Source organism: Phreatobacter oligotrophus, from assembly GCF_003046185.1.
GTDB classification, from domain to species: Bacteria; Pseudomonadota; Alphaproteobacteria; order Rhizobiales; family Phreatobacteraceae; genus Phreatobacter; species Phreatobacter oligotrophus.
In genome coordinates this window covers 245,398-259,513 of sequence record NZ_PZZL01000001.1, presented here as the reverse complement: position 1 = coordinate 259,513, position 14,116 = coordinate 245,398, and the positions used below count along the sequence as shown (strand labels likewise).

At 68.5% G+C, this 14,116-nt stretch carries 12 protein-coding genes and 1 pseudogene; 7 read left to right on the top strand and 6 right to left on the bottom strand.

What is annotated here, in order from left to right; translation table 11 throughout:
* Positions 1-70: 70 nt before the first annotated feature.
* The 4 genes and pseudogenes from C8P69_RS24535 to C8P69_RS01275 form a co-directional block, all read right to left on the bottom strand.
* Positions 71-628, bottom strand: coding sequence for a flagellin (locus C8P69_RS24535; protein WP_425440737.1), 558 nt, complete (start codon positions 626-628; stop codon positions 71-73).
* A 104-nt stretch (positions 629-732) separates the two neighbouring features.
* Positions 733-1,246 (bottom strand): annotated as a pseudogene (locus C8P69_RS24530) (flagellin N-terminal helical domain-containing protein); the annotation flags it as partial.
* A gap of 136 nt (positions 1,247-1,382) precedes the next feature.
* The gene (locus C8P69_RS01280; RefSeq protein ID WP_245901821.1) at positions 1,383-2,063 is read right to left on the bottom strand and encodes an RNA polymerase sigma factor; all 681 of its coding nucleotides are present in this window, start codon (positions 2,061-2,063) and stop codon (positions 1,383-1,385) included.
* A gap of 192 nt (positions 2,064-2,255) precedes the next feature.
* Entirely contained in the window at positions 2,256-2,903 is a 648-nt protein-coding gene (locus C8P69_RS01275; protein WP_170118086.1) for a TetR/AcrR family transcriptional regulator, read from the bottom strand.
* A 111-nt stretch (positions 2,904-3,014) separates the two neighbouring features.
* Between C8P69_RS01275 and C8P69_RS01270 the strand changes: the two genes are divergently transcribed.
* The 5 genes from C8P69_RS01270 (at position 3,015) to C8P69_RS01250 (ending at position 10,709) form a co-directional block, all read left to right on the top strand.
* Entirely contained in the window at positions 3,015-4,499 is a 1,485-nt protein-coding gene (locus C8P69_RS01270; protein WP_108174554.1) for an efflux transporter outer membrane subunit, read from the top strand.
* Positions 4,500-4,543: 44 nt separating this feature from the next.
* Positions 4,544-5,725 (top strand): efflux RND transporter periplasmic adaptor subunit, encoded by a 1,182-nt coding sequence (locus tag C8P69_RS01265; protein WP_108174553.1) that lies wholly within the window; start codon positions 4,544-4,546, stop codon positions 5,723-5,725.
* Positions 5,726-5,727: 2 nt separating this feature from the next.
* On the top strand, positions 5,728-7,680 hold the full coding sequence (locus C8P69_RS01260; RefSeq protein WP_108174045.1) for a MacB family efflux pump subunit: 1,953 nt from the start codon (positions 5,728-5,730) through the stop codon (positions 7,678-7,680).
* A gap of 131 nt (positions 7,681-7,811) precedes the next feature.
* A complete protein-coding gene (locus C8P69_RS01255; RefSeq protein ID WP_245901820.1) occupies positions 7,812-9,827 on the top strand; it encodes a putative bifunctional diguanylate cyclase/phosphodiesterase in 2,016 nt (671 codons plus the stop codon).
* A 159-nt stretch (positions 9,828-9,986) separates the two neighbouring features.
* Complete coding sequence (locus tag C8P69_RS01250) at positions 9,987-10,709, top strand: MgtC/SapB family protein (protein WP_108174043.1); 723 nt, start codon at positions 9,987-9,989, stop codon at positions 10,707-10,709.
* Between the two features lie 4 nt (positions 10,710-10,713).
* Here C8P69_RS01250 and C8P69_RS01245 read toward each other — a convergent pair whose 3' ends face one another.
* Together C8P69_RS01245 and C8P69_RS01240 are read right to left on the bottom strand one after the other, a co-directional pair.
* Entirely contained in the window at positions 10,714-11,052 is a 339-nt protein-coding gene (locus tag C8P69_RS01245) for a hypothetical protein (protein WP_108174042.1), read from the bottom strand.
* A gap of 3 nt (positions 11,053-11,055) precedes the next feature.
* Entirely contained in the window at positions 11,056-12,348 is a 1,293-nt protein-coding gene (locus tag C8P69_RS01240) for a sulfite oxidase (protein WP_108174041.1), read from the bottom strand.
* Positions 12,349-12,569: 221 nt separating this feature from the next.
* On the opposite strand from C8P69_RS01240, the gene C8P69_RS01235 reads away from it, so the two are divergent.
* The gene (locus C8P69_RS01235) at positions 12,570-12,968 is read left to right on the top strand and encodes a (R)-mandelonitrile lyase (protein WP_108174040.1); all 399 of its coding nucleotides are present in this window, start codon (positions 12,570-12,572) and stop codon (positions 12,966-12,968) included.
* A 54-nt stretch (positions 12,969-13,022) separates the two neighbouring features.
* Positions 13,023-13,895, top strand: a complete 873-nt coding sequence (gene yghU, locus C8P69_RS01230) for a glutathione-dependent disulfide-bond oxidoreductase (RefSeq protein ID WP_108174039.1) — start codon at positions 13,023-13,025, stop codon at positions 13,893-13,895.
* Positions 13,896-14,116: the final 221 nt, after the last annotated feature.

Below are 14,116 nucleotides of genomic sequence, written 5' to 3'. Positions count from 1 at the left end.
CCTCCTGAGGGATGGGGACCGGAGCATCGCCCCGGCCCCCCGCGTCGTCGTCAGTGAAAGGTGTCAGCGCTCACTGCAACAGCTTCAGGAGGTCCTGAGGCATCTGGCTGGCCTGCGAGGCGGCGGCGACGGCGGCCTGGGTCTTCACCTTCGCCGAGGCGAGCTTGGCGGATTCCGAGGCGACATCGACGTCCTCGATGGCCGAATTGGCGGCCGAGAGGTTCTCGATGCTGGTAGCGATCGATTCCGACCGGAAGGCGAAGCGGGATTCCGTCGCGCCGATGTCGGCGCGGGCCTTGGAGACGGTGTTGATCGCCTTGTCGAGGGCCTCGAGCGCGGCGCTGGCGCCGTCCTGCTTGGCGACCGACAGGGTGTCGCCCTTGTCGCGGCCGACGCTCGACGTCGTGTCGAAGCCGAGATCGGAGGCCGACAGGCCGGTGAAGTCGGTGAGGCTGATCGAGGACGACGAGCCGGTCGCGCTGTTCGACAGGGTCAGGGCGCCGGTGGTGGAATCGACACTGGCAGTGACCGTGCTGGTCGAGCCCAGCGCAGCATTGATCGCGTCGGCGATGTCGTCGGCGGAATAGATGCCGTCGCTGTTGGTGCCACCGTCATCGGCGAGCGTCACCGTGGTGCCGTTGACCTTGAAGGACACGTCGCCGGCGCTGGCATCGAAACCGGTGGTGCCGCCGACGAGATCGGCCGCCGCCTCGTCCTCCGCCGCGGTGATGCCGAGCGCCTCGGCCGTCAGCTTGGCGATGGAGACGGTGATCGTGTCGGAGGCGTCCGAACCGACCATGACCGAGACGCCGTTGGCGAAGGCGCTGGAGCCGTCCAGCAGGCTCTGCCCGTTGTAGCGGGTCGACTCCGAGATGCCGTTGATTTCCTCGGTCAGCTGCGAGAACTCGGCGTCGATATAGGTGCGCTCGTTGTCGGTGACGGTGCCCGAGGCGGACTGCGAGGCCAGCGCCTTCATGCGCTGCAGGATGTCGGAGATGTTGGCGGCGCCACCATCGGCGGTCTGCAGCACGGAGATGCCGTGCGAGGCATTGGTGGCGGCCTGGGTGAGGGTCGTCACGTCCGAGGTGATGCGGGTGGAGATGGCAAGACCGGCGGCATCGTCGGAGGCCTGCGAGATGCGCGAGCCGCTGGCGAGCTTCGACAGCGACGAGGTCTGGTCGGCGGAATTGACGTTGAGATAGCGGACCGCGGAATTGGCGGCGATGTTGGTGGAAATGACCGGCATGGGACGGGCTCCTCGCAAGACCTGGGCGTCGCCTCATGCGTTGAGGCGCTGCAACGCGGCCATCCGCGTCTGGTGCTTGAACGGATCGCCCCCGACAAAACAGGCGGTCGATCGATGATCGCACGTCGATTTATGGTTAATCGTCAGTAAACGACTGGCGGATGTCGCGCTCGGCGCGATTGAGAAGCTTGCGAAGAGCCTGCCGTCCGCGCTTCAGCAGGGATTCAACTGCCGAGACGGTCGTCTCCATGACCTCGGCGATCTCGCTGTTCGAGAGATCGTCGAAATAGGACAGGATGATCGCCACCCGCTGCTGGTCCGGCAGCCGGTCAATGGCGCGCTGGAGCAGGTCGCTCACCTCGTGGCGCTGCAGGGCGGTTAGCACGTCCGGCTGGGCGTCGGCGACCTCGGGGGCCGCCTCGATCGGCTCGGTGCGCGGCTGGCGGCGAAGATCGAGGCAGCGGTTGGTGACGACGCGGTAGAGCCAGGTGGAAAAGCGGGCCCGGCCCTCCTCCCAGCTGCCCCGGCTGTTCCAGATTTTGACCAGAGTCTCCTGCACCACGTCCTCGGCATCGGCGGGCTGCTGGAGGATGCGCAGGGCCAGAGCGTAGGAGCGGTCGATATGACGCTCGACGAGCTCGCGGAACGCGGTCTCGTCGCCATGGCCGATCCGCCGCAGCAGCAAGTCGTCGGCATCGGGCGGACGACGGAAGGCGGGCATCGGGTTGATGCCGGCCGGTCCGTCCGGGCCGTCACGCTCGGTCATGACAGGCGCCTTGGTGATCCGTGCTTCCGCTGCTGCCGCCACGAGTGACACGACGATTCTCCCGTCTGGTCGTTGGTGGCGAGCCGGTCATGGGGCCACCTGACACTGAAACGGACGGGGCGCGAAAAGCAGGCGCAGAATTTTTGGCAAAAGTCGTTTTTTTTCATATAGTTATCTAGGAATATTCTGCCGGGTACCGGGCAATTTTTGCCGCGTGCGGCCGGGGCCGGCGGAGCGATCCCGTCAGGCCGTGCCTCCCCGCGCCTCAGCGCCGTTGAGAAAGACGTCGATGGCGAGCAGCGCCATGCGGCGACGCGAGGAAAAATCCATCGGTGCGGGCGCAAGGGGCCGCGGGGCGAGGACACCGAAGACCAGCCCGAGGAGGATGGCGGCGAGGTCCCGCGGATCGCTGGCGGCAATGCGCCCCCTCTCCTGTTCGCGCTGCAACCACTCCGCCAGCAAGGCCTCCGCCGTCAGCGGCCCATGGGCGCTCAGCACCGGGAGCAATTCGGCATGGCGGCGGGCTTCGGCGAGCATGAGATGCATCACCGCCTGCCGCTCCTCGACATCGGCGGGGTCGGCGTCGAGCCGGAAGATGGCGGCGAGCTCCTCCGCAAGCGGCCGGTCCGAGGGCGGACGCGGCAGGTCGAGAATGCTGGCGCGATGCCGGTCCACCAGCGCGCCGAACAGCTTCTCCTTGCTGTCGAACAGCGCATAGAGCGTCTTCTTCGACAGGCCCGCGGCGGCGGCCACCATGTCCATGGTCGTGCCGGCATAGCCCCGCTCGGCCAGGACCCGGCGCAGGGCGCCGAGGGCACGATCCTGCTGGTGGGCATCACTGAGCGATTTCGGCCGGCCGCGCCGGGGCGTCGGTGATGGGACGTCGTTCATGCCGCTGACCAGATCGTGATCCCCCGCCATCCAGGGGCACAATTGACCATAGCCGAGTCCCGTGATTAAAGAAACTATGCAGTTTACAAATGTTTCACTGTGTTTCTGACAGTGCGCCCCCTCCCCCGTTCATGGCGGTCCCTTGCCCTGCTGTCGCTGGGCCTGCTGGCGGGCGGCTGCGTCGTCGGACCCGACTATCGCGCTCCTGAGCCGGCCCTCCCGGGGCGCTACCTCAACGCGCGATCGGGGCCCTCGGTGACGGCGGCTTCGCTCGATGGCTGGTGGAAACGCTTCGGCGACCCCGTGCTCGACGCGCTCATCGCCGAGGCGGTGGCCAACAACCTGGATGTCGAGCAGGCCAAGGCGCGGGTGCGCCAGGCCCGTGCGACGCGCCTGCAGACCGCCGCCGCCCTTGCGCCGTCGGTCGATGGCAGCGCCGCGTCGACCCATAGCCGCACCAGCGCCTCGGCCAGCGGCGCCAATGTCTCCAGCAATCTCTACCAGGCCGGCTTCGACGCGAGCTGGGAGCTCGATCTGTTCGGCGCCAACCGCCGCAGCCTCGAGGCGGCGACGCGCAGCGCGGAGGCGAGCGAGGAAGACCTCAGGGCGACGCTTCTGACACTCGTCGGGGATGTCGCCCAGAACTATATCGAGGCGCGCGGCTATCTCGCTCGCGCGGCGCTGGCCCGGCGCACCACCGCGAGCCAGCGCGAGACGGCGGAGCTGACGAGGGCCAAGGTGGATGCCGGCGCCTCCTCGCCGGTCGATCTCGCCAAGGCCCGGGCGCTCGCCGCCAGCACCCAGGCCAATGTGCCGACGCTGGAAGCCTCCTTCGCCAAGTCAGCCCACAGGCTCGGCGTCCTGCTGGGCCGCGGCCCGGAGGCCGTGGTCGCCCGGATGCGGCGCGACGCGACCATTCCGGCGCCGCGCAGGCCTCTGCCCCCCGGCCTTCCGGCGGACGTCCTGCGCAACCGGCCCGACCTGCGCCAGGCCGAACGCAAGCTCGCCCAGGCAACGGCCCTCATCGGCCAGGCCGAGGCCGCGCTCTATCCCTCCGTGACGCTGAGCGGCACCCTCGCGACCAGCGGGGTGCGCGTCGGCGATCTCGCCAATGCCTCGTCGCTGGCCTGGTCCTTCGGGCCTTCGGTGACCGTGCCGATCTTCGATGCCGGGCGGCGGCGGGCTGCGGTGGCCGTGGAGCAGGCGCTGCGCGACCAGTCCCACGCCGCCTATCACGGCGCCATCCTCGCAGCGCTCGAAGACGTCGAGAACGCCCTCGTGGGGCTTGCCCAGCAGCGCCTTCGCTCCGGCCATCTCGACACGGCGGCGCGCGGCTATCGCGAGGCGGCGCGGCTCGCCCGCATCCGCTACGCCGGCGGTTCGTCGAGCTTCCTCGATGTGCTCGACGCCGAGCGGTCGCTCTACGACGCCGAAGACAACCTGCTGCAGAGCCGCATACTCGCCGCCACGAGCTTTGTCGCGCTCGGCAAGGCGCTGGGCGGCGGCTGGGCCGGCGAGATCGACGCCGCGCGCGCGCGGGTGGTCGACAGCAACACCGGCCCGCGGCTTGCCACCCGGCCCGCCCCCCGCGACTGACCGCGGTCCCAGGGAGACACGTCTTGAAGCGCCTTTTCGTGCTCATGCTCGTCATCGCGGCCCTCGCCGCGGCCTATGTGGGTCATCGCCGCTTCGGGCAGCCGGCGGCCGACACGCTGATCACCGCGGCCGCGACCGTCGGCTCGGTGGAGCAGACGGTTCTCGCCAGCGGGTCCGTACGGCCGGTGCGCCTCGTCGCCGTCGGCGCCCAGGTCTCGGGGCGCGTGACGCGGCTCGCGGTCACGCCCGGGCAGCGGATAGCCCGCGGCGACCTCGTGGCGGAGATCGATTCAACGTCCCAGCAGAACAGCCTGCGCAGCGCCGAGGCCTCGTTGCAGAGCGTGCGCGCCCAGCGCGACGAGAAGGCCGTGAGCCTCTCCTATGCCGAGCTCACGCTGACCCGCCAGCGCACCATGCTGACCCAGACCGCCACGTCGCGGGCCGATTTCGAGACGGCCGAAAGCTCGGTGAAGACGCTCAAGGCCCAGATCGCCAATCTCGACGGACAGATTGCCCAAGCGGAAGCCAGCCTCGACATTGCGCGGGTCAATCTCGGCTACACCCGCATCACCGCCCCGATCGACGGCACCGTCCTCGCCATCGTCACGCAGGAGGGCCAGACGGTGAACGCCGTCCAGTCCGCCCCCACTCTCGTCGTGCTCGGCGATCTGTCCGCCATGCAGGTGCGGGCCGAGATCTCGGAGGCTGATGTCATCCGGGTGAAGCCGGGGATGCCGGTCTATTTCACCATTCTCGGGGACACGGCCCGGCGTTTCGAGGGGAGGATCGAGACCATCGACCCGGCGCCGGAATCGGTGAAGACCGACAGCAGTTTCACCACCTCGACCACGACCTCGTCGAGCACCTCGTCGACATCCTCGGCGATCTACTACTACGGCCAGTTCCGGGTGCCGAACGATGACGGCGTGCTGCGCACCTACATGACCGCGCAGGTCGTGGTGGTGCTGGCGGAGGCGAAGGGCGTGGTCACCGTGCCCTCCGCCGCCATCGTCACGCGCGGCCCGGACGGCACCGCGACCGTCCAGGTCCTCGATGACGCCGGCCGTCCCCAGCCGCGCGAGGTCCGGGTCGGCATCGACAACAAGGTGACGGCGGAAATCGCCACCGGCCTGTCCGCCGGCGAACGCGTGGTCATCGGCCGGCGTGCGGCGAGCGAAGCGCCGGCCGGGCGGCCCGGCATGGGCCCGCCGGGCGGAGGGCTTTGACCATGGCGGAGCCGCTGCTCGTCCTCACCCATATCCGCCGGGAATTCCGCACCGGCGAGGACAGTTTCGCCGCGCTCAAGGACATCAACCTCACCATCGAAGCCGGCGAGATGGTCGCGATCATCGGCGCGTCGGGGTCGGGCAAGTCGACGCTGATGAACATCCTCGGCTGCCTCGACCGGCCGACCAGCGGCGACTATCGCATTGCCGGACGAAGCGTCGCCGGCATGACGCCTGACGAGCGGGCCGATCTTCGCCGCGAGCATTTCGGCTTCATCTTCCAGCGCTATCACCTGCTCGACGAGCTGAACGCGCTGGAAAACGTCGAGATTCCGGCCATCTATGGCGGCCGCTCGCGGGGCGCACGCGAGGGCCGGGCGAAGGAACTACTGTCGCGCCTCGGCATGGGGGCGCGGCTGGCCCACCGGCCGAACCAACTCTCCGGCGGCCAGCAGCAGCGCGTCTCGATCGCCCGGTCGCTGATGAACGGGGCCGAGGTGATCCTGGCGGATGAACCGACCGGGGCCCTCGACCGGCAGACCAGCGGCGAGGTGCTGGAGATCCTCAAGGAGCTGAACGCCGAGGGACACACCGTCATCATCGTGACCCATGACCCGGGCGTCGCGGCCCATGCGCGGCGGATCATCGAGATCAGCGACGGCGACATTGTTGCAGACCGGCGGACAGAGACTACGGCAGAGCCGGTGACGGCGAACCGCCCGCGGGGCGCCGGCCAGCGGCGGGGCTGGCTGGCGCGGATCGCGAGCTTCGGCGAGGCGGCGCGCATGGCGCTGATCGCCATGAATGCCCACCGCCTGCGCTCGTTCCTGACCATGCTCGGCATCATCATCGGCATCGCCTCGGTGCTCTGCGTCGTGGCGCTCGGCCAGGGATCGCGCGAGCGCGTGCTCGCCAACATCTCGAACCTCGGCACCAATACGCTGGAGATCTTCCCCGGCACCGATTTCGGCGACGTGCGCTCCGGCCGCATTAAGACACTGGTGCTGGACGATGCCCGCGCCCTGCAACAGCAGCCCTTCGCCGCCGCGGTCACGCCGACCGTCTCCACCTCCTCCACCGTGCGGCTGGGTGCGACCGAGGCCACCGTGATGGTCAATGGCGTCGGCGACCAGTACTTCACGGTGAAGGGAACGCGGCTCAGCGAGGGGCAGTTCTTCGATGCCGACAGCGTTCGGTCCCTCGTCCAGGAAGTGGTCATCGACGACAACACCTCGAAGACGCTCTTCCCGATGGGCACCGCCTCGGCCATCGGCACGATTGTGCTCATCGGCAAGGTGCCCTGCCGCATCATCGGCATCACGCGGCGCCAGCAGAGCGGGTTCGGCTCCAGCCAGAGCCTGACGGTCTATCTGCCCTACACCACGGTCCAGGCGCGCTTCCTCGGCGACCCGGCGCTGCGGAGCATCATCGTCCGCGTCGCCGATACGACCCCGACGAACCGGGCCCTCGAGGCCGCGACGCGCCTCCTGGAGCAGCGCCATGGCCGCAAGGACTTCTTCGTCCTCAACACCGACGACATCCGCCAGACCATCACCTCGACCACCGAGACCCTCGCCCTGCTCATCGCCGCCATCGCGGTGATCTCGCTCATCGTCGGCGGCGTCGGGGTGATGAACATCATGCTGGTCTCGGTGGTGGAGCGCACACGCGAGATTGGTGTCCGCATGGCGGTCGGTGGCCGCGCCAGCGACATTCTCGAACAGTTCCTGATCGAGGCTGTGCTGATCACCCTCATCGGCGGGGTGGCCGGCATCCTGGTGGCGCTCGGCTTCGGGATCGTGTTCAACGCCCTCGTACCGGCCTTCTCGCTGATCTATTCGCCGCTATCCATCGTCCTGGCCTTCGGCTTTTCCAGCCTCATCGGCCTCGTCTTTGGCTTCCTGCCGGCACGGTCGGCGGCGCGTCTCGATCCGGTCGAGGCCCTGGCGCAGTAGAAGCATCCTTAACGTAAAGAAAACAGATTGCCTGCACGGTACTCCTGTAATCGTTTGTAGCGGCCGGTTTCACGGCCGCACGGCGATTGCTGGCGTCTTCTCGATGACTCGGCCGGCGGGGGCAGCGATCGATGAGTGTTCCGGGACACCAGACCGGCGAGACAGTGTCACGGACTATGCGCGAGCGGCTGATCGAGCCCATCGCCCGGCTCTGGGGATTGCCAGACGATCCCGATCTGCTCCACGCGCAGCACCGCGCCTTCTCGCGGCAGGTGCCGCTCATGTACGTCATCCTCATGACGAATACCTGGGCGCTGGCGGCCACCCACATCGCCCATGCGCCGGCCTGGATCACCATCGGCGTGCCCGTCGTGATGACGCTCTTCACCGGCCTCAGGATCGCCATGTGGTGGCGGCAGCGCGGCGGTCAGGTGACGCCAGAACTGGCGCGGGCTGAGCTCAGCCGCACGCTCAAGCTTGCCTTCGTCATCTCGCTGAGCTTCGCCGTCTGGTCGCTCTCGCTCTACGGCTATGGCACGGCCTACACGCGCGCCCATGTGGCGTTTTACATGGCCATCACCGTCATCAGCTGCATCTTCTGCCTGATGCACCTGCGGCCGGCGGGCCTGACGGTGGCGGTGATCGTCAACGGCCTGTTCGTGGGCTTCTTCATCAGCTCGGGTGAGCCGACCTTCATCGCCTCGGCGGTCAATGTCGGCCTCGTCTCGCTGGCGATGCTGATCATCCTGAACATCAACTACAACCACTTCACCCACATGGTTCAGGCGCAGGCCGAGGCCGTGGCGCTCGGCAACGAGAACTTCCGCCTGGCGAACCTCGATAGCCTCACGGACCTGCCGAACCGCCGGGCCTTCTTCGCCCGCCTCGCCGAAGCCTATGACAGCCCGGCGCAGGACCGGTTCCTCGCGGTCGGCATTCTCGACCTCGATGGGTTCAAGCCGGTGAACGACGCCTTCGGCCACGGCGTGGGCGACCGCCTGCTGCAAGAGGTCAGCCGGCGGCTGGAGGCCGCCTGCGCACCCCACGGGATCTTCCTCGCCCGGCTCGGCGGCGACGAATTCGCCTTCCTGCTGACGTCCAAGGCCAGCGAGGAGGACTGCCTCGCCTGGGGCCAGGAGGTCTGCGACGTCCTGTCGCGGCATTTCTCCCTCGCCGGCACGGTCGTGCAGATCTCGGGGTCGCTGGGCATCGCGACCCAGCATCATCACATCCACTCGCCGCAGGACCTGATGTATCGCGCCGACTACGCCCTCTACCAGGCAAAGCGCGGCCAGCGTGGGTCGGTCGTGATGTTCTCCGAGGCCCATAATGACGAGATCCGCCGCCATGCCGTGATCGAGCAGGCGCTGCGGTCGGCGGACCTCGAGAGCGAGCTCAAGGTGCTCTTCCAGCCCATCGTCGACGTGAGGACCGAGCAGGCCATCGGCTTCGAGGCGCTCGCCCGCTGGGTCAGCCCCACCCTCGGGCCGGTATCGCCCGGCGAGTTCATTCCGGTCGCCGAACGCGGCGGCTTCGTGTCGCGCCTGACCACGATCCTCCTGAAGAAGGCGCTGGAGACCGCGACGGCCTGGCCCGCGCCCCTGCGGCTGTCCTTCAACCTCTCGGCCCAGGACCTCAGCTCGCCGGAAAACCTCCTCAGGATCACGGCGGTGATCGGCCAGTCCGCCTTCGATCCGCGCCGCCTCGACCTCGAGATCACCGAGACCGCCTTCGCCTTCGACCCCGCCCAGGTGAGGCGCTCGGTCCTGCAGCTGCGGGATCTCGGCTGCGGCATCTCGATCGATGATTTCGGCACGGGCTATTCGAGCCTGTCCCGGCTGCATTCCCTGCCGCTGACGAAACTGAAGATCGACCGCAGCTTCATCGCCCGCATCGAACAGGACGCCGCCAGCCACAACATCGTCCGCTCGCTCATCGCGCTCAGCCGCGACATGAAGCTGGACTGCGTCATCGAGGGCGTCGAGACGGCAGGCGAGCTGGAGGTGCTGCGCGAGCTCGGCGGTGTGCTGGTCCAGGGCTATTTCTACTCCCCGCCCGTCGAGGCCGACGCCCTGGCGGGCTGCCTCAGCCGGTTCGACCAGACGCGCGCGGCGACGATGGGTGAGGCTGGCCTCAAGGCGTCCTGAACAGCGCCAGCGCCCCGGAGCGTCATCCCGCGGTCACAGGCCAGCGGCAAGGGCGGGACTGTCCACGCCCTCTTTCGGCTTGACTCGGGGCATGCGGCTGCGGCCTCTGCGCCCCGGGACCTTCCCCAGGCTGGCGCCCTGCCCGCGGACCTGACGCCCATGACCCTTGCCGCCGTCCAATCCTTCCAGCTGGTGCCCTTTCTCGACACCATCATCAGCCTCGCCACGGCCTTCGTGCTGGGCACGCTGATCGGCGCGGAACGGCAATTCCGGCAGCGCACCGCGGGCCTGCGCACCAATGTGCTGGTGGCGGTGGGCGCTGCCGCCTTCGTCGACATCGGCATGCGGCTCAACGGCAATGCCAGTGCCGCCCATGTGCTGGCCTATGTGGTCTCCGGCGTCGGCTTCCTCGGCGCCGGCGTCATCATGCGCGAGGGGCTGAACATCCGCGGCCTCAACACGGCGGCGACCCTCTGGGGCTCGGCGGCGGTCGGCGCCACGGCCGGGGCCGATTTCGTCGCCGAGGCGGTGCTGATCGCACTCTTCGTCCTTGCCGCCAACACGGCGCTGAGGCCGCTGGTCAACCTCATCAACCGCCAGCCGCTGGACGAGACCACGACGGAGGCAACCTACGAGCTCCACGTCTCGGCGTCCTCGGAGGATATCGGGCGCATCCGCGAGGTGGTCGAGGGCCATCTCGAGGCGCACAACTACGCGGTGCGGGAGACCTCGACCGAGGACCTGTCGGACGAGACGACGGAGCTGACCGTCGTGCTCGCCGCGTCCACCGCCAAGCCCGGCGAACTCGAGGGGGTCATCGCCGCCGTCGGCCGCACGCCGGGCGTCCGGCATGCCACCTGGTCGATGCGCACCAGCGACTGAAGGCTCAGCGCTGCGGAGCGAAGGGCACGACGAAGCCGCCACCCTGGGCCGGAGTGGCCGCGGGATAGGCCTTTTCCAGGTAGTCCAGCAGCAGCTTGCGGGTCTCGGCGTCGGGAGCCGGCATGTTGTGCTTCTCGCTCATCCAGCTGAGCGTTGAATCCCAGCGGTCGCGGTCCATGCCCTGGCGACCCACCACCTTCATCGAGTGGCAGCCGATGCAATAGCCGAAGGTCTCGTCGCGGCCGGGAAAGTCCGGCATGTCGGCCGGGCTCTCGTCGGCACGGACATCGCCCGCCACCGCCATCATCACGAGGGCGGCGGCCAGAAGGATCGAACGGGCCATGCGTCAGCCCACCAGAACGGCGACGCGGTGGAGCGGATTGGCGCCGTAGCCCTGCGGGTTCCAGTTGGTGGCCACATGAGGCTGGGCGATGCCCCGCGAGTCCGTGGCGCGGACCCAGAGCTCGTAGTAGCCGGCCGTCGGCAGTTCGACGGTGCCGGTCCAGCGGACCCAGTCGTAGCGGTTGCGCGGGCGGCTGAGCGTCATGGTCTGCCAACGCTGGCCGGCATCGGCCGAGACCTCGACCTTGGCCACCTCGTAATCGCCAGCCCAGGCCGCCCCGCGCAGCGGGAGGTGGCGCGTCGCCTCCGGCAGGCGGGTGCCATTGGCCGGCGCGGTGATGATGGCGCGCAGCGGCATGGAGGTCATGTCGGCGAAGTTGGTCTTCCCGTCGACATTGGAGCCGGGGATGATCGGCTGGGTCGGCATGCGGTAGGACGTGCCGCCCATGCCCTGGCCGTCATGGGGCGTGGCGCGGACGAGGATGCGCTTCAGCCACTTGGACGAGAGCGAGGCCGGCCAGCCCGGAACGACGAGGCGCAGCGGCCCGCCATGGATATGCGGCAGCGGCTCGCCGTTCATCTGCCAGACGATGAGGGAATGCGGCTCCAGCGCCTTCTCGATGGGCATGCCGCGGGAGATGGCATCCTTGTCGGTGTCGCCGGAGAGATGCGGATCGGCGCCGAAATGACCGGTGAATTTCGCCGTGGGTTTCAGGCCGGCGGCCTGCAACACGTCGGCAAGGCGCACGCCGGTCCATTCGGCGCAGCCGGCGCCGCCATTGGTCCACTGGTTGCCGCGGGCGGCCGGCTGGAAGAAGGAGCGGCCATTGCCGCCGCATTCCAGAACCATGCGGAAGGTCTGGGCCTGGAAGCGGGATTTGAGCTCGGCGACGGACAGGGTGAGCGGACGCTCCACCTCACCCTCGACGGTGAAGCGCCAGCCGTCGCGGTCAGTGATCTCCGCGGGGATCTGGCCATTGTTGCGGATGAAGAACTTGGCGATGGGCGTCGTGTCGTCGTCGAGCAGGGCCTCCGGCGTCTCGGCGACAAGCGGCCGGTCGCCAAGCAGTTTCAGCCCGCGCTCCTTGCCGGGAAAGTCGAAGGGCTGCGGGCCGGCGGGACGGGCGGGCGCCGCGGCAGGAGCCGGCGCGCTCTGGGCCAGCGCCGTCCGGGGCATGCCCGCGAGGCTGGCGCCACCCGTGACGGCGGCGATGGTGGCAAGGCTGGCGCCCATGGCCCCGCGGCGCGACAGGCCGCTCGGTCGATGGGACAGGGTCTCCTCGGCGCTCTTGTGCATCGTTTTCTCCCGTTGGCTTGTTCAGGAGGATCTACGTGCTCTTCCTGCGCCCAATGGCGATGAACGCATGCTAGGCCAAGACGGGTCCATGGTCCAAGGCGTATCCGGGACGATGGGGAATGCGGCGAGGCCCCCTTGCCGCGCCGGGCGGACACCATATTGTCGCGGCCGGGCGCCACAGTGAACGAGGCGCCGGCGAACGACAGGCCAGGGAGAGCATCATGGACATCAAGCGTTGCGGAGCGACGGAATCGCGGCGCCCCCCGGCAGCCTGGTTCACCGGCAGCGTCTGGCAGGACCCCATCATCGAGACCGAGGCGCCGGCCCGGGTCCGCGCCGCCGTCGTCCGCTTCGATCCGGGCGCGCGCACCAACTGGCACACCCATCCGCTGGGGCAGACGCTCTTCGTCACCGCCGGCTCAGGCTTCGTCCAGAAGCTCGGCGGCCCCATCGAGGAGATTCGCGCCGGTGACACCGTCTGGATCCCGCCGGGCGAGAAGCACTGGCACGGCGCCGGGCCGAAGACCGCCATGACCCATATCGCCATCCACGAGGCGCTGGACGGCAGCCATGTCGACTGGATGGAGCCGGTCACCGACGAACAGTATCGCGGCGCCTGAGCGCCCTGTCCTCTTCCGGGAGCCGCTGCGGCGGCTCCCCCGCTGGAGCCCCCGATGACCGCATCCGACTACACGCCCCCGAAAGTCTGGACCTGGAACAAGGCGAGCGGCGGCCGCTTCGCCAATATCAACCGTCCCATCGCCGGTCCGACCCACGAGAAGGACCTGCCGGTCGGACGCCATCCGCTGCAGCTCTACTCGCTCGGCACGCCTAATGGCGTGAAGGTGACGGTGATGCTGGAAGAGCTCCTCGCCCTCGGCCATGCCGGCGCGGAATATGACGCCTGGCTCATCCGCATCAACGAGGGGGCTCAGTTCTCGTCGGGCTTCGTCGCGGCCAATCCGAACTCCAAGATTCCGGCCCTCGTCGACCACAGCGGCGACAAGCCGGTGCGGGTGTTCGAATCCGGCGCGATCCTCGTCTATCTCGCCGAGAAGTTCGGCGCCTTCCTGCCGACGGAGCCGGCTGCCCGCGCCGAGACGCTGTCCTGGCTGTTCTGGCAGATGGGCTCGGCGCCCTTCCTCGGCGGCGGCTTCGGCCATTTCTACGCCTATGCGCCGACCAAGATCGAATATGCCATCGACCGCTACGCCATGGAGGTGAAGCGGCAGATGGACGTGCTCGACCGCCGCCTGGCCGAGACGCCCTATGTGACCGGTGACGAGTATACCATCGCCGACATGGCGATCTGGCCCTGGTACGGGCAGCTCGCCAAGGGCCTGCTCTATGAGGCCGGCGAATTCCTCGAGGTCCACACCTATACCAACGTGGTGCGCTGGTCGGAGCAGCTCTTCGAGCGGCCGGCGGTGAAGCGGGGCCGCATGGTCAACCGCGTGACGGGCGATCCCGCGAGCCAGCTCCGCGAGCGGCACGAAGCCAGCGACTTCGACACCAAGACCGAGGACAAGCTGGCGAAGCCCGCCTGAGTGGTCCCGACGGGGCCGAGCCGCGCCGGTTCGGCCCGTCTGGACGGCGTCGCACAGAGGCACGGCCTGCGACCTGACGTGGCACGTCAACCGAAGGTGAGCGGATTCATTCGCATTTGAGCCTTTGACGTGGCTCAAAATCGAGGCACGTCGCCACGAAATTACGCTTTTCCCTTGCGGTAATTTAGGAAGATTTTACCGCTTCGGCGCACCGTTCATGT

Coding starts and splice junctions, on each gene's coding strand:
- C8P69_RS01275 (WP_170118086.1), bottom strand. CDS start 2,903: ATGAACGACGTCCCATCACCGACGCCCCGGCGCGGCCGGCCGAAATCG.
- C8P69_RS01265 (WP_108174553.1), top strand. CDS start 4,544: ATGCTCGTCATCGCGGCCCTCGCCGCGGCCTATGTGGGTCATCGCCGC.
- C8P69_RS01260 (WP_108174045.1), top strand. CDS start 5,728: ATGGCGGAGCCGCTGCTCGTCCTCACCCATATCCGCCGGGAATTCCGC.
- C8P69_RS01255 (WP_245901820.1), top strand. CDS start 7,812: ATGAGTGTTCCGGGACACCAGACCGGCGAGACAGTGTCACGGACTATG.
- C8P69_RS01250 (WP_108174043.1), top strand. CDS start 9,987: ATGACCCTTGCCGCCGTCCAATCCTTCCAGCTGGTGCCCTTTCTCGAC.
- C8P69_RS01245 (WP_108174042.1), bottom strand. CDS start 11,052: ATGGCCCGTTCGATCCTTCTGGCCGCCGCCCTCGTGATGATGGCGGTG.
- C8P69_RS01240 (WP_108174041.1), bottom strand. CDS start 12,348: ATGCACAAGAGCGCCGAGGAGACCCTGTCCCATCGACCGAGCGGCCTG.
- C8P69_RS01235 (WP_108174040.1), top strand. CDS start 12,570: ATGGACATCAAGCGTTGCGGAGCGACGGAATCGCGGCGCCCCCCGGCA.
- yghU (WP_108174039.1), top strand. CDS start 13,023: ATGACCGCATCCGACTACACGCCCCCGAAAGTCTGGACCTGGAACAAG.